Genomic DNA, 13,916 nt, shown 5'->3' on the forward strand with positions numbered 1-13,916 from the left:
GGTCGGCGCAGTAATGGATCAGGTCCATGCGGCTTTGCTTGCGGTGGAGCATCGCCCGGTCGTTATCGGCCTGTGCGGGGCGCAAGGCAGCGGGAAGACCACGCTGGCCGAGGCCGTGATCGCGGCCTGTACGGGAGAGGGACTGCGCTGTGCCGGGCTTTCCATCGATGACATCTATCTGACGCGGGGAGCGCGCGAAGAGCTTGCGCGCACCGTTCATCCGCTGCTTGCAACGCGGGGCGTCCCCGGGACGCATGACGTGACGCTCGGCCAAGAGGTCATGGATGCACTGGCGAGGGGCGAGGCTGCGGCATTGCCGCGATTCGACAAGGCGCAGGACGACCGGGCGGCAAGAGCCGATTGGCCGCGAGCGCCCGAAGGATGCGAGGTGCTGATATTCGAGGGCTGGTGCGTCGGCGCGGTCCCTCAGCGCGAAGCGGATCTGGCAGCGCCGGTGAACGCTCTGGAGGAACGCGAGGACGGAGACGGACGCTGGCGCCGTTATGTCAACGCTGCCTTGGCGGGGAGTTATGCGGCACTGTTCGCAAGGCTCGATCGCCTTGTCCTGCTCGCGGCCCCGGGGTTCGAGGTCGTGCACGGCTGGCGTCTGGAACAGGAGCGCGATCTGGCACGGAGTGCGGCGTCCGGAGCCGCAGTCATGGACGAAGCGGGGATCGCGCGGTTCATCAGCCACTACGAGCGGCTGACCCGCTACATCCTGCAGGAAATGCCGGCGCGCGCGGACTTGGTCATTCAGATGGACGAACAGCGTCATCCGATCTCCATCAGGACAAATCAGTCGGCCTGATGGCGGGCGATATCGCCGCGTCGGCGCTTGCGTCCTTCCAGTTCGCTTACAGAGGGAATGGTGCTGTCGATCACGTCGGCAAGAATTGCACCGCGCTGACCGGGCGGGCGGTCCGGTCCGATGGTCGTGTCGCGAAAGGTTTGCCGTTCGATTTCGGCATTGAGCAAGGCACCGACCAGCGCTCCATGTGCCGACAGGAACAGCCACATCAGGAACACGACGATGGCCGACAGCGATCCGTATGTCGCGTTATAGTCGCTGATATACGCGACATAGAGCGAGAAGCCGAAGGACACCGCGATCCACAGAAGCGTGGCGAGCAGGGCGCCCGGTGTCAGCCAGCGCCACTTGGCCGGGCGCCGATCGGGTCCATAGCGCATGATCAGGGCAAAGCCGGCGCTGCCAAGGGCCACGGCGACCGACCAGGTCAGGGTCTTGAACAGCATCTGCGTGGATGCCCCGAGGTACACTTTCGTCTGGGTCTGCAGCCAGGCGAAGACGCCCCCGGCCAGTATTCCGGTCAGCGCGATCAGGACCGCGGCGAAAGTGAGCGAGGCGGCGCGCAGCATCGTGGTGAGGATGCCGCGCGTTTCATGCTCTTCGTTGATGATGTTGAGCGCGCTGATCATGCCGTTGGCCGCGCGCATGCCGCCGAAGATCGCGAAAAGCAGGGCGATGAACAGGGCCAGCCCGGTCACGCCCGAACTGGTCGAGACGATCTGCAGCAACTGCTGCTCGAGAACGTGCGCGACTTCCGGCGGGACCACCCGGGCAATGCGTTCCATCTGGCCCTGCACGGTATCGACGTCGCCGATCAGCCCATAGATCATGACCGTCGCCGCGATCAGCGGCGTGAGGGCAAGGAAGGAATAGAAGGCCAGGCCCGCCGAGAGCAGGCCCAGTTCGTGAAACCCGCTCATGATCCAGACCCGCTTGAACACGCGTCCCCAGGCCGAGAGCGGCAGCCCCCAGGGGGAGTTTGCGTCAGCTCCGGGCTGCGTTGCAGGGGGCGTCGTGCTAGTTTCCATGATCTTGTCGAATCTTACGGGGAACTTTCCCTGTTGCAATGCGATAGGGAATTTCAGGAAAAGCCGTCCGATCCGGCTTCAAGAGGGGAAGATTCGTCGTAAAGTTCATGCCTTGGCTAATGGATCGCAATTCGCCTTGTTCCCGGCGGCTGCGCGATCGACGTTTCCTTTCCGCGCCGAGCCTTGGAACCCTCTCGGTGGCGCTGGTCATGGCGACGGGCGTCGCGCATGCACAGGCCGCACCGGGTGCAGGTCAGGCCCCTGCGCAACCTGCCGAAGCGCGCGCCTCCGAAGCCGATATCGATCTGGAAGCCGGAAAGGTTCCCGTTCCGGCGCCTCCTGCCGATGCCATCTTGCCCCAGCTCGATCCGGTGATCAGCAACGACGAGTTCAATTCCGCGATCCCCGAACTTGACGAGAGCGACGATCCGGAACTCGACAAGCCGCTGGAATCGATCGAGGCTTTCGAACGCCGTCTGGCTGCGGACGAGGCCGACGCCGAACCGAAGGAAGGACAGGAACCCCCGCTGGGCGACCCGGCCCTTGGCGATCGGGATCGGACCGAGGAAATCGGCGACGCGCCTGTGCGCGATGCCGAACTGGCCGCGCCGCTGCCGCCGCTTGACCAGTTCGAAGTGACGCCAGTCGAGTTCGAGCAGTCGGCCGAGGAGGACAGGCAGGACGTCGAGGTTGCCTACAAGGTCAGTATCGAGGGTCTCGAGGCGGCGGACGACCAGACAGCTGTCAATCTCAAGAGCCAGTTCAACGGTCTTTCCGCGCTCAGGAAGGGCGATGGCAAGGCAGCCAATATTGCGATGGTCTCGGCACGACTGACCGAGGACAGTGAACTTCTGCAGGCCATTCTCGCGGCCGAGGGCTGGTATTCGGCCCGCGTACGCACGCGCATCGATCGCGAAGCGCAGGGCGACGGACAGACGCTCCAGGCTGTCCTGACGGTTCGTCCGGGCAAGCGCTACGTCTTCTCCGACATCGTTATCAGGGCGGACCCGACCGTGCCGCCGAACCTGATCGAGGACAATGTCGCGCTCAAGCCGGGTGAGCCGATCGTGGCCGAACGCGTTCAGGGCTCAGAGGCCCAGATTGCCGTGGCCCTGCCCGAAAACGGCTATCCCTTCGCGGAAGTGGGGGAGCGTGACATCCTGCTCGACCGGCAGACTGGAGAAGGCGTTTATACACTTCCCGTCGATATCGGGCCGCGGGGGCGCTTCGGGGGGATCACGACCGACGGCGACCAGGCCTTCGATGCCGATCACATCCAGGTCCTAGGACGCTTCAAGCGCGGGGATCTCTACGACAGTCGCAAGGTCGACGATTTGCGCAAGGCGCTGGTCGCGACAAGCCTGTTTTCGACCGTTTCGGTAGAGCCGAAGAAGACTGGCGAGGCTTCCCCGGACGGCACAGAGTACGTTGACCTTTATGTGAAGCAGGATGCGGGGCCACCGCGCACCATCGCCGGCTCGCTCGGTTTCGCGGCGGGCGAGGGCATAACTGCCAAGGCGAGTTGGACCCACCGCAATTTCTTCCCGCCGGAAGGTGCACTGATCGCCAATGCCATCGCGGGTACGCGCCAGCAAGGCGTTGGCGTCACCTTCCGCCGTTCCAATGCTGGCAAGCGCGACCGCACACTCGAAATCGTCGCGGAAGCCTTCCACAACAACTATGATGCATACAGCGCCTATACAGGCCGTCTCGCCGCCAAGATCGGCCGCGATTCCACGCCGATCTGGCAGAAGAAATACACCTACGCCTTCGGCGTCGAACTTCTCGCCACGGCGGAGACCGATTTCGACTACGCGACCGGCGATCGTTCCCGCCGCACCTTCTACATCGCCGGGGTCAATGGACAGATCGGTTTCGACCAGACCGACAGCCTCCTCGATCCAACCAAAGGTTATCGCCTGACCGCATTGGTCCAGCCCGAGACGACCGTGAACAAGGGCTTCAACCCTTACGTTCGTGCGCGCCTCGATGCGTCGGCCTATTACCCGATTTCGGACCAGTTGGTCCTTGCCGGGCGCATGCGTCTCGGCACCATTCAGGGTGTCGGTCTTTTTGACATTGCACCTTCGCGGCGCCTCTATGCAGGCGGCGGCGGTTCGGTACGCGGCTTTGCGTACCAGAAGCTGGGTGAACTGGCGCCGGACGGAGATCCGGTCGGCGGGCGCAGCCTGAATGAGGCATCTGCCGAACTGCGCTACCGTTTCGGCAATTACGGCATTGTCGGTTTCGTCGATGCCGGGCAGGCTTATCGCGAGACAATGCCCCAGTTCTCCGACTTGCGGTACGGCGTCGGTATCGGCGGCCGCTTCTATACGAACTTCGGTCCGCTCCGCCTCGACGTCGCCACGCCGCTGGCGCGCCGTTCCGGAGAAGCACGGATCAACATTTACGTTTCGATCGGGCAGGCATTCTGATGGCGGAGAACGAAGACATTCCCGCCGGGACGTCCGAGCCGAAGCCGGAAGAAACCGTCGTGATCGAACGGCCTTCGTTGCTGCAGCGTGCCAAGGTGCGCGCGCTCAAGACCGTTGCGCTCATCGGCATCGGCATCGTCGCCCTTGCGGTCCTCGTCATATTCGGCATCGACACCGGGCCGGGACGGCGCTTCGTGGCCGACCAGATCGCGGCTCTCCAATTCGAGAACGGGATGAAGATCTCGGTCGGGCGGATCGAGGGATCGCTCTACGGCAAGATGACCCTGCACGACCTGTCGGTGCGCGATCCCGAAGGCGAATTTCTGTTTTCTCCCGAAATCCACGTGGACTGGAGTCCCTTCGACTATTTCAGCAATCACGTGAATGTGCGCAGCGCGACGGCGGAGCGTATGATCCTGCGCCGGGCGCCGCATTTCCGGGAGACACCGCCCAGCGATGCGCCGCTCCTGCCGGATCTCGATATCGACGTCGGCGCGATGCGGGTGGACAATTTCGTCTTCGAGCCGGCGGTATCGGGCGAGCGGCGGATCATGTCGTTTGCCGGCAAGGTGCACATCGCCGACGGCCGCGCGCAAGTGGACGCAAAGGGCGGGACGATCGCCATCGCCGGGAAGGAAGGGGGCGACCGCTTTAATCTGATGCTCGATGCCGTTCCTCGGCAGAACCGGCTGGGTATCGACCTCGATCTTGACGCGCCGACGGGAGGCGTGATCGCCTCTCTCGGTGGTCTGACGCAGCCGCTGACACTCAAGGTCAACGGCAAGGGCACATGGTCCGCCTGGAACGGCAAGCTCGCCGCGAACTATGGTGCGGGCGATCTGGCCCGGCTGGACCTGACGGCGCGCGACGGAACTTTCGCGATCAAGGGGCCGACCCGCTTTGCGCGAATGTTCAGCGGGCCGACAGCAAACCTGCTCGGTCCGGTCACCAAAATCGACGTGACCGCGGCGCTGGCTGACAGGCGCGCGACCGTGACGGGCATGATTTCCAGCGATGCCTTCAATCTTGTGCCAAACGGCCTCGTCGATCTGTCCGACAACAGTTTCGAGGGCTTCAAGCTGGCTTTCGTGCTGCTCAAGCCTTCCGCGCTGGCCGAGAACCTGAGCGGTGCAGGCTTGCGCGCCATCCTGACGCTGGACGGGGCATTTACGACCCCCAAGGTGGGCTATCGGATCAGCGCGAACCGGCTGGTGATGAACGACATGGGGCTGCAGGGCTTGCTTGCCGAGGGCGCCGCGCGAGTGGACGCCGGCAAGATCATGATCCCGGTTTCAGCGCGGGTCGAGCGGATCACCGGCCTCGATACGGTGGCTGGCGGGACATTGCCCAATGTTCGCCTCAACGGCGATCTCGCCATCGACGGGCCGCGCATTCTGTCCGACAACATGCGCCTGCGGTCCGACCGCATCGACGCCGGGCTGATCCTCGTCGCCGACGTCAGCGAGGGGCTCTATACCGGCGCCATCGACGGCAAGATCGACAACTACCGCCTCGCCAGTGTCGGCATCTTCAACATCCGCACCAACATGGACCTCAAGGGCAAGGGGAACGGCTTTGCGTTCGAAGGCACGGTGCGGGCGCAGTCGACCCGCCTGCTGAACGACAGCCTGGAAAGCTATCTCGGCGGTAACTTCGCAGCCTCCTCCCGCGTAAACTACGGCACCGATGGCGTGGTGCGTTTCTCGAACCTGCAGATGACCGCACCGGACCTGAAGGTTCGCGGCGGTCGCGGCTTCTGGTCGCCCGACGGGCGCATTTCCCTCGTCGCCGACGGTACCTCGGATCGTTATGGCATGATCGGCGTTCGCGTGGCGGGAACGATTGCCGATCCCGACGCCCACATCACTGCGGACAGGCCCGATTTCGGCATCGGTCTGGCCAAGCTCGACGCGCGGGTGACCGGGGCAAAGGGCGGCTACAATCTCGCCCTGACCGGTGACACCGACTACGGCCCGCTCAAGGCCGATGTCACCCTCGGCTTGGGGCAGGCCATGTCCCTGCAGATCAACGACGCCAATCTTTCGGGCGTCGCGTTCGCGGGCAAGCTCGGCCAGACGCGCACCGGCCCGTTTGCCGGTGAACTGACCGCTTCCGGCAACGGCGTGAACGGGGTGCTCACCCTATCGGCCGAGGCGAAGTACCAGGCCATAGACTTCAACCTGCGCGCGCAGGATTCGACCTTCGCCGGTCCTGCGAACCTGACGATCCGTTCTGCCGTCATCGACGGGCGCGCGGTGCTTTACGACAAGCCCAGTCTGGTGGCCGATGCGCAGATATCCGGGACGCGCCTGGGCACGCTCCGGATTGCCGTGGCCCGTGCGCTGATCGATTACCGCAACGGCCGGGGCAAGGCGAAGGCCATGCTCGAAGGCTACAGCGGGGTACCCTTCAAGCTGGCGCTGAACGGAGACCTGCAACCCGAGGTCTGGCGCATCGCGCTCGACGGCAAGGTGCGCGGCCAGAGTGTGAAGACGACCGCACCGGCGCGGATACTGCCCCGGGAAGACGGATACGAACTGCTGCCTACCAAGCTGGCCTTCGGCGGCGGTTCGGCAAAGATCGCGGGTACCTATGGCACCGGCATGAAACTGCAGAGCCGCCTCGAGAACATCGACATGGCCATGCTCAACGCCTTCCTGCCCGGATATGGCTTCGGTGGTTCGGCAAGCGGCAGCCTCGATTTTGCGCAGGCCGATCCCGGTGCGTTTCCCCGCGCCGATGCACGCCTGACGCTCAACAACTTCACCCGCACCAGTTCGGACATCGTCAGCCAGCCTGTCGACATCAACTTCGTCGGCAAGCTTCTGGCCGATGGCGGCGAGGCGAGGGCGGTGTTCCGGCGCAGCGGCTCCGTCATCGGCCGCATGGTCGCCAGCCTGCGCCCCCTGCCGCCCGGTAGTGGTCCGTGGACCGAGCGCTTGCTCGATGCGCCGCTGGGAGGTGGTATCCGCTACAACGGCCCGGCCGAGACCCTGTTCTCGTTCGCGGGGATGTCGGGACAGACCCTCAGCGGTCCGATGGGGCTGGCTGCCGACTTCTCGTGCAAGCTCTCCGAGCCGTGCCTGAATGGCATCGTTCGCGGCAAGGACCTCGTCTACGAGAACCAGACGTACGGCACGCGGCTATCCAAGCTCAATTTTGCAGGCAAGTTCGACGGGAGCCGGATGGAACTGCAGTCGCTCACCGCGAAGGCGGGCGGAGGGACCCTGAGCGCCAACGGCTATGCCAGCCTGGCCGCCGATCAGGGCTATCCGATGGACATTTCGGTTGAGCTCGATCAGGCGCGTCTGGCCCGCAGCAATTCGATCTACGCCAGCGCCACGGGCTCCTTGCGCCTGAGCAAGCAGGACGGTGAGGATGCACTGCTTTCCGGCGACCTGCGCCTTCCCGAAACACGCTACCAGATCGTGCGCGAAGGATCGGCCGAAGTGCCGCGGCTGACCGGCGTGCGCTTCAAGCCGCGGCGCGGCCCGGAACGCATCACTGGCGACGAGCCCGCCGAGCCGATCTCATCCATGTTCTCAAGCCTGCGTCTCGACTTGCGCATGCGGGCACCCGAAAAGCTCTACGTTTCGGGCATGGGGCTCGAATCCGAATGGAAGGCGAACTTCACCGTCGGCGGCACGAGCGCTGCGCCGACGATGGCCGGTGACGTGCAACTGATCCGCGGTACCCTCGGTTTCGCCGGGCGTTCGTTCGAACTGACGGACGGCCTGATCTCTTTCAACGGTGGCAGGACCATCGATCCTGCCGTGGCGATCAAAGCGCAGGAATCGATCGACGATGTCGATGTGACCGTGGAAGTCGGGGGCAGGGCCTACAGCCCGGAAATCACCTTCAGCTCGACGCCGAGCCTGCCGCAGGACGAAGTGCTCTCGCGAATCCTGTTCGGCAGTTCGATCGCCAACCTGTCGGCGATCCAGGCGGTGCAACTCGCCTCTTCGCTCAACTCCCTCAACTCCACCGGCGGCGGGCTCAATCCGCTCGGTCGGCTGCGCTCGGCCACCGGCATCGATCGCCTGCGCATCCTCGGTGCCGACGAGGCATCGGGACGTGGCACGGCACTGGCTGCGGGGCAGTACCTGACCGACGACGTCTACGTCGAACTGATCACCGATGCGCGCGGCTTCACCGCCACGCAGCTCGAGGTCAGCGTGACCAAGTGGCTGTCGGTGCTGAGCCAGGCGGGCGGTTCGGGCGCGAACAGCGTCAATCTGCGCATCAAGAAGAACTACTGATGCACAGGAACGCCATTCTGGGGCTTGCTCTCCTGTTCCTGGCCGCATGTCACGGCGAACCGGATTTCGATGAACGCTACGATGCGGCCAGCCAGAAAATTCGTGACAAGGCGGCGGACATCGACGCACGGATTTCCGGCACGGGAACCCCTGAGGCTGAGGTCGCTCAGGAAGACCAAGGTTCGACCTGAACCCGCCGGGGCCCATCGCAACCGAAGGTTTACCTCTCAAGCGTAAGCCTCATCGCCTGTTCAGGGCGTAAATAGGGGCTCGGATGAAAGAGATCGCCGATTGCGACCGCCTCAACAGGCGGTTGACCGTTCTGCTGCACGGGCGTTGCCGCCAGTCGAGTTGGCAGGTCTTCGACGTGGAACTGGGCGACATTTCCGAAGGCGGTTGCTGCGTGATCGGTAATGCGGACCGCTTTACGCAAGGCCAGCATGTCTCGCTGCGCTTCGCCAACTTGCGCAATGTCGAAGGCTCCGTGCGCTGGCTGCGCGAAGACCGCATCGGCGTGGAGTTCCGCAAGCCGATCAAGGGCCGCGTGATCGAAGAGCTGGCCAGCAGTTATGGTCTGCCGGAGGGGAGGATCTCGACGGTTGCCGAAAGGCCGGAAGATTCCATCGGCTGCTGCATGGTTCGCCCGAGTACAACGCAGCGGGCCTGACGGAACTTGCGTGATTGTGCCTGATTGCTGATCCGGCCAGTGATCGGGTGGCGGTCGGTCTTGCAGCCGCCACAGCAGGCGGTGGCCCGCCGTGTCGGGGCGACGCATGCGTCGGAATCGCGAATTTTTGCCCACAGATCGGCCAGCGCTGCGATAGGCCCGCCCAGGGCAGCCGCCTGGCATCGCTTTAACATTGTCCTTGCACCTTTGCGATGGCGGTGAATGTCCGTCCGGAAAGACCATTTCCCGATTTTCTTTTCCCGACCGCGGTTTCGAGGATAGTCCATGATATTTCAGGCTTGAAAGTTTATGCGTACTCGTAGATATTTCATGCTTGAAGGTTCGGACTCGCTATCGGGTCCGACAGGCATTGCGCGAGTAAGCGTGAAAACGGCTTGCCCGGCGTAAAAGAGGGGGAGGGGGCATGAACCCGTTCCTGAAGCTCTTTGCCTGCGCTGCGAATGACATGGTGTGCTCGCTTCAGGGCGGGCTGATGCCAAAAGAGCGTTGAGGAGACGGGGATGAACGCAAACGATAACGCTTCACTGGCGAAGGAGCTACGTGATCGACTCGACTACTTCGAGGAAGCGTTTGCCTCCGGCGACATGAAGGCTCTTGCCGATACGTTTTATACCGAGGATGCCGTTGTTGAGGGGCGTGGCATGTCGCCCCAGGTCGGCAGGCGCGCCTTAGCTGAGGCGTTTGAGGGGGCGAGGTCGGCCGGGCTGTCGCGGATCAAGGTCGATTCAAGCGAGCCTCCGCGGATGAGCGGCGACCTGGCTTACCAGTTCATCACGAATGACAATGACTTTGCCGGACAGACCGAGGTGCACCGTGCCCTGATCGTGTGGCGCCGTACTGGCGATGGATGGATGTGTGAAGTCGACTTCTTCACGCCGGTGCAGTGATCGGCATGGGTTTAAGAGTCAGTCCATTGCCGTCTGATGACATTCTGCCTTCCAGGGTCGACGTCGTCATAATCGGCGGCGGTATTGTCGGTGTCACGACGGCGTATTTCCTGGCCAAGCGCGGCGTGTCGGTCGCGGTCTGCGAGAAGGGCGAGATCGGCGCGGAACAGTCCAGCCGCAACTGGGGCTGGGTGCGCAAGCAGGGGGGCGATCCGGCCGAACTTCCCCTGACTCTGGAAAGTGTTCGTCTGTGGCAGGGGATGAACGAAGAAATCGGCTTCGAGACCGGCTTTCGAACCTGCGGAAGCATCTCGCTGGCGTCCAGTAAGGCTGACATCGCCGCCTGCGAGAGATGGATCGACTCGGCTCGCGAGTTCCTTCCCGAACTCGGGACGAAGTTCCTGTCAAAGCGTGAGCTGCAGGGATTGCTTCCTGGCGCGCCCGACAATTTCGAGGGTGGCCTTTACACGGCCACCGACGGGCGTGCCGAGCCTGTGCTTGCGGCGCCCGCAATCGCGCGTGCCGCACGAGCGCGGGGGGCGGCGATCCTGACGAACTGTGCCGTTCGCGGCTTCGAGACGAAGGCAGGCCGGATCGCGGAAGTCGTGACGGAGAAGGGCGTGGTAGCCTGCGAATCCGTCGTTCTGGCTGGCGGGATCTGGTGCCGCGCGTTCTGTGCGAACATGGGCATCCGGCTGCCGCAGCTCAAGTTGCGGACTTCGGTGATGCGCACCCATCCGATCGACGGCGCCCCTGAAACCGCGGCGCTGGCACCCGGCTATTCATTCCGTCGCGGCCTTGACGGCGGGTATACGCTGGGAACCGGCTTCATGAACTACGTCGATGTCGTGCCGGACAGTTTTCGGTTCCTGCCGGAGTTCTGGCCGACGCTTCGTCACGAATGGAGTACGTTCCGCCTGCGGTTCGGCGGCCGGTTCGTCGAAGAACTGCGTACGCCGTCCCGATGGAAACTAGACCAGTCCAGTCCCTTCGAACGAACCCGCATCATGGACCCGAAACCGGTCGCCGGCGATCTGAGCAATGTCATCAAGACTCTTGCCGCCGATTTTCCGGTTTTCGCTGAGGCGAAGGTCGCGGAAACATGGGCGGGCCTCATCGACGTTTCGCCCGATGCAATGCCGTTCCTCACGTCGGTTCCGGATGTTCCGGGCTTCTTCGTGGCGACCGGGTTCTCAGGTCATGGCTTCGGTAACGGGCCGGGGGCAGGCCACCTGATGGCCGATCTTGTCACCGGAAATACGCCCATCGTTGATCCCCGACCGTTCCGGTTTACGCGATTCACCGATGGACCTCGCCCCGAGTATCGGGCGCGAATTTGACCGGTGAACCGGAAGGAAGCGTACGTCGCATGGGCCTTCTTGTTGCCGGTAGTCGGTCATTCCATGAATTCGGGCTTGTAGCGTGCCTGCAGGCCAAGGAAGAATTGCTGCCGGCAACTGAACTGCGACGTGAATTTGAGCGTGTTACAAGGTTTGCCATGCGTCGGCATGCCGTCACACTGACAAGGGAGTGAAGCAGGGTGAAATCTGACCCGACAGCCGGAACATCGAGAAGCGCTCAATTCACCCGCAAAAGCGAGAATGCTGGCGCCGTGTCTGCTGCTTCGTCTGAAACGCAGCTGGCCTCCGGCATCCTGGGCACAGCCGATATCGTCTTTACGGTCATAGCGGTGGCGGCTCCGCTTGCAGTCGTGGTCGGCCTCATGCCGCTGGCCATTGCACTGGGCAACGGGCCAGGGGTCCCGGGAGCCTGGGCCATCGCGATGATTGCGATGATTCTCTTCGCGCTCGGGTATGTGCGGATCATTCCGCATGTCAGAAATGCCGGCGCCTTCTACGCCTATATTGCCGCGAGCCTTGGCAAGGGAGCCGGTCTTGCGGCAGCCTATGTCGCGGCCTTGTGCTATTTTTCACTGGCCGTTTCGACGCTGGCAGCTTTTGCGTTCTTCTTTGGCGATGCCCTCAGTCAGGGGCTCGGGATTGACGTTCCCTGGCCCTATTGGGGCACGGCCGGTGCATTGCTGGTTGGTGTTCTGGCTTATCATCGGCTTACACTTGCCGCCAAGATTCTGGGTGTGGCGCTTGTCGCCGAGGTGATGCTGCTGGGCGCGCTCGTGATCGGTATTGCCTTCAATCGCGGAATCAGTGCCTTCAGTCTCAATGACTTCGCTCCTTCCACCGTCTTCGTGCCGGGGCTTGGCATTTCCCTGATCTATGCCTTCAACAGCCTGATCGGTATCGAGGGCACTGCCATCTATCAGGAAGAGGCAAAGAACGCGTCCGTGACGGTCCCGCGAGCAACGTTCATTTCGATCATAGTCGTCGGTCTGTTCTATATTGCTGTCGGTTGGAGCATGGCCGCGGCCGTGGGCAGCGACATGGTGGCGCAGGTCTCCGCGAAAGATCCTGGCCATTTCGTGCTCAACCTCGCCCGGATCAATTTGGGGCCGATGGGTAACCATGCATTTTCCCTGTTGGTGCTGACCAGTGCGATGGCCGCGGTGCTGGGGCTTTTCAACAACACCGCGCGATACGTTTTCGCATTGGCGCGGGACGGCATGTTGCCCTCGGTATTGGCCCGGACGCATCCACACTATTCCTCGCCGCATGTAGCCGCGATGGTGCTGACCGGGGTGCTTGTACTTGTCGTCATCCTTGGCGGGGCTACCGGTCTCGATCCGCTTCTCAACGTGTCGACATCGTTGGTGGGTCTCGGATCGGTGGGGCTGATGTCGTTGCTCGCTTTGACTTCGCTCGCCATCCCGATCTATTTCGCGCGGCGCAGGACCTTTGGCTGGGCCTACACTGTGGCGCCGACCCTGGGCGGCATCATCATCATGAGTGCAACCGTCCTCGCGGTTTCCAACTACGAGGTGCTTACCGGAATCCATTCCCGGCTCATCAATAGCCTGCCCTGGGTACTCGTCGCGGTGGCATTGGCGGGATTCACGCAGGCGCAATGGCTCAGGAAGTATCGTCCGAAGATCTACGCAGCAATCGGGGCGTCGCGGTTGGAGGATCTCTGACCCGATTAGATCGTGCAACTGCGTGCGCCCGGCCTTTCAGGGTTGACGGGCCGTGCACATGGGGCGCGGGGAGCTGACACCGTTGCTGGAAGTCGATGGGCCTTGCCCCCGGTTTTCTGGCAGCGGTGTCGCCGGGCTCGCTCTCACAGGGAGCAGAGCCCAGCTGTGGTTCTTCAGGAGCCGCACCTTGATGTCATACCAGTGGTCGCGGAGGCGTTCAGGAGCCGAGGGGGGGCGTGCGTTCCCGCTCTGCGCCCGGTTGACCTTGCGATTCTGAGTTCCGCGCATGCAGACGACGTCAAGGACGGCGTTGCCGCCGTTTGCGCCTCGCATCAAGGGTCAGATGTCGCGCTATGCTATGGGAAGAAGTGGTGGACGCACTAGGGCTCGAACCTAGGACCCGCTGATTAAGAGTCAGCTGCTCTACCAACTGAGCTATGCGTCCCCACGAATGACCCGAAGGTCCTTCGCGCAAGGTAGGGTGGTGGACGCACTAGGGCTCGAACCTAGGACCCGCTGATTAAGAGTCAGCTGCTCTACCAACTGAGCTATGCGTCCCCACGGATGGGCCCGAAGACCCGTCGCGGTAAGGAAGGCTTGGTGGACGCACTAGGGCTCGAACCTAGGACCCGCTGATTAAGAGTCAGCTGCTCTACCAACTGAGCTATGCGTCCACGCTACCTGCCTTGAGGGCCTTGCGGCCCCGCCGATTCGGCGGCGGAGCGGCCCGTATAACGTCTGTTTCGCGGATGAGAAGAGGAAACT

9 protein-coding genes and 3 tRNA genes are annotated in these 13,916 nt (G+C 63.1%); 8 read left to right on the forward strand and 4 right to left on the reverse strand.

Translation table 11 applies throughout. The features are described from left to right. The first annotated feature begins 13 nt into the window (after positions 1-13). Complete coding sequence (locus B5483_RS03445) at positions 14-808, forward strand: kinase (protein WP_245828806.1); 795 nt, start codon at positions 14-16, stop codon at positions 806-808. Here B5483_RS03445 and B5483_RS03450 read toward each other — a convergent pair. Further along, positions 796-1,836, reverse strand: coding sequence for a YihY/virulence factor BrkB family protein (locus tag B5483_RS03450; protein ID WP_079729462.1), 1,041 nt, complete (start codon positions 1,834-1,836; stop codon positions 796-798). The genes B5483_RS03445 and B5483_RS03450 overlap by 13 nt on opposite strands. Before the next feature lie 119 nt (positions 1,837-1,955). Between B5483_RS03450 and B5483_RS03455 the strand changes: the two genes are divergently transcribed. The 7 genes from B5483_RS03455 to B5483_RS03485 all read left to right on the forward strand — a co-directional run bounded on the left by B5483_RS03455 (position 1,956) and on the right by B5483_RS03485 (position 13,151). Continuing rightward, positions 1,956-4,271 carry an autotransporter assembly complex protein TamA gene (locus B5483_RS03455; RefSeq protein WP_079729463.1) on the forward strand — a complete coding sequence of 772 codons (2,316 nt, stop codon included), beginning with the start codon at positions 1,956-1,958 and terminating at the stop codon, positions 4,269-4,271. Then, positions 4,271-8,530, forward strand: coding sequence for a translocation/assembly module TamB domain-containing protein (locus B5483_RS03460; RefSeq protein WP_079729464.1), 4,260 nt, complete (start codon positions 4,271-4,273; stop codon positions 8,528-8,530). Before B5483_RS03455 ends, B5483_RS03460 begins: the two co-directional genes overlap by 1 nt. Continuing rightward, positions 8,530-8,721 carry a hypothetical protein gene (locus B5483_RS03465; protein WP_079729465.1) on the forward strand — a complete coding sequence of 64 codons (192 nt, stop codon included), beginning with the start codon at positions 8,530-8,532 and terminating at the stop codon, positions 8,719-8,721. Before B5483_RS03460 ends, B5483_RS03465 begins: the two co-directional genes overlap by 1 nt. 83 nt (positions 8,722-8,804) lie before the next feature. Further along, positions 8,805-9,197 (forward strand): PilZ domain-containing protein, encoded by a 393-nt coding sequence (locus tag B5483_RS03470; RefSeq protein WP_231634645.1) that lies wholly within the window; start codon positions 8,805-8,807, stop codon positions 9,195-9,197. A gap of 521 nt (positions 9,198-9,718) precedes the next feature. Next, positions 9,719-10,105 carry a YybH family protein gene (locus tag B5483_RS03475; RefSeq protein ID WP_079729466.1) on the forward strand — a complete coding sequence of 129 codons (387 nt, stop codon included), beginning with the start codon at positions 9,719-9,721 and terminating at the stop codon, positions 10,103-10,105. Between the two features lie 26 nt (positions 10,106-10,131). Next, complete coding sequence (locus B5483_RS03480) at positions 10,132-11,445, forward strand: NAD(P)/FAD-dependent oxidoreductase (protein WP_217698188.1); 1,314 nt, start codon at positions 10,132-10,134, stop codon at positions 11,443-11,445. Between the two features lie 272 nt (positions 11,446-11,717). After that, positions 11,718-13,151 carry an APC family permease gene (locus B5483_RS03485; protein ID WP_054946232.1) on the forward strand — a complete coding sequence of 478 codons (1,434 nt, stop codon included), beginning with the start codon at positions 11,718-11,720 and terminating at the stop codon, positions 13,149-13,151. Between the two features lie 369 nt (positions 13,152-13,520). On the opposite strand, the gene B5483_RS03490 is transcribed toward B5483_RS03485, so the two are convergent. The 3 genes from B5483_RS03490 to B5483_RS03500 all read right to left on the reverse strand — a co-directional run bounded on the left by B5483_RS03490 (position 13,521) and on the right by B5483_RS03500 (position 13,825). Further along, positions 13,521-13,596: transfer RNA gene (locus tag B5483_RS03490), tRNA-Lys, on the reverse strand. A gap of 37 nt (positions 13,597-13,633) precedes the next feature. Next, a tRNA-Lys gene (locus tag B5483_RS03495) sits at positions 13,634-13,709 on the reverse strand. Positions 13,710-13,749: 40 nt separating this feature from the next. Further along, a tRNA-Lys gene (locus B5483_RS03500) sits at positions 13,750-13,825 on the reverse strand. Positions 13,826-13,916: the final 91 nt, after the last annotated feature.

It is taken from the genome of Novosphingobium mathurense, from assembly GCF_900168325.1.
GTDB lineage: Bacteria > Pseudomonadota > Alphaproteobacteria > Sphingomonadales > Sphingomonadaceae > Novosphingobium > Novosphingobium mathurense.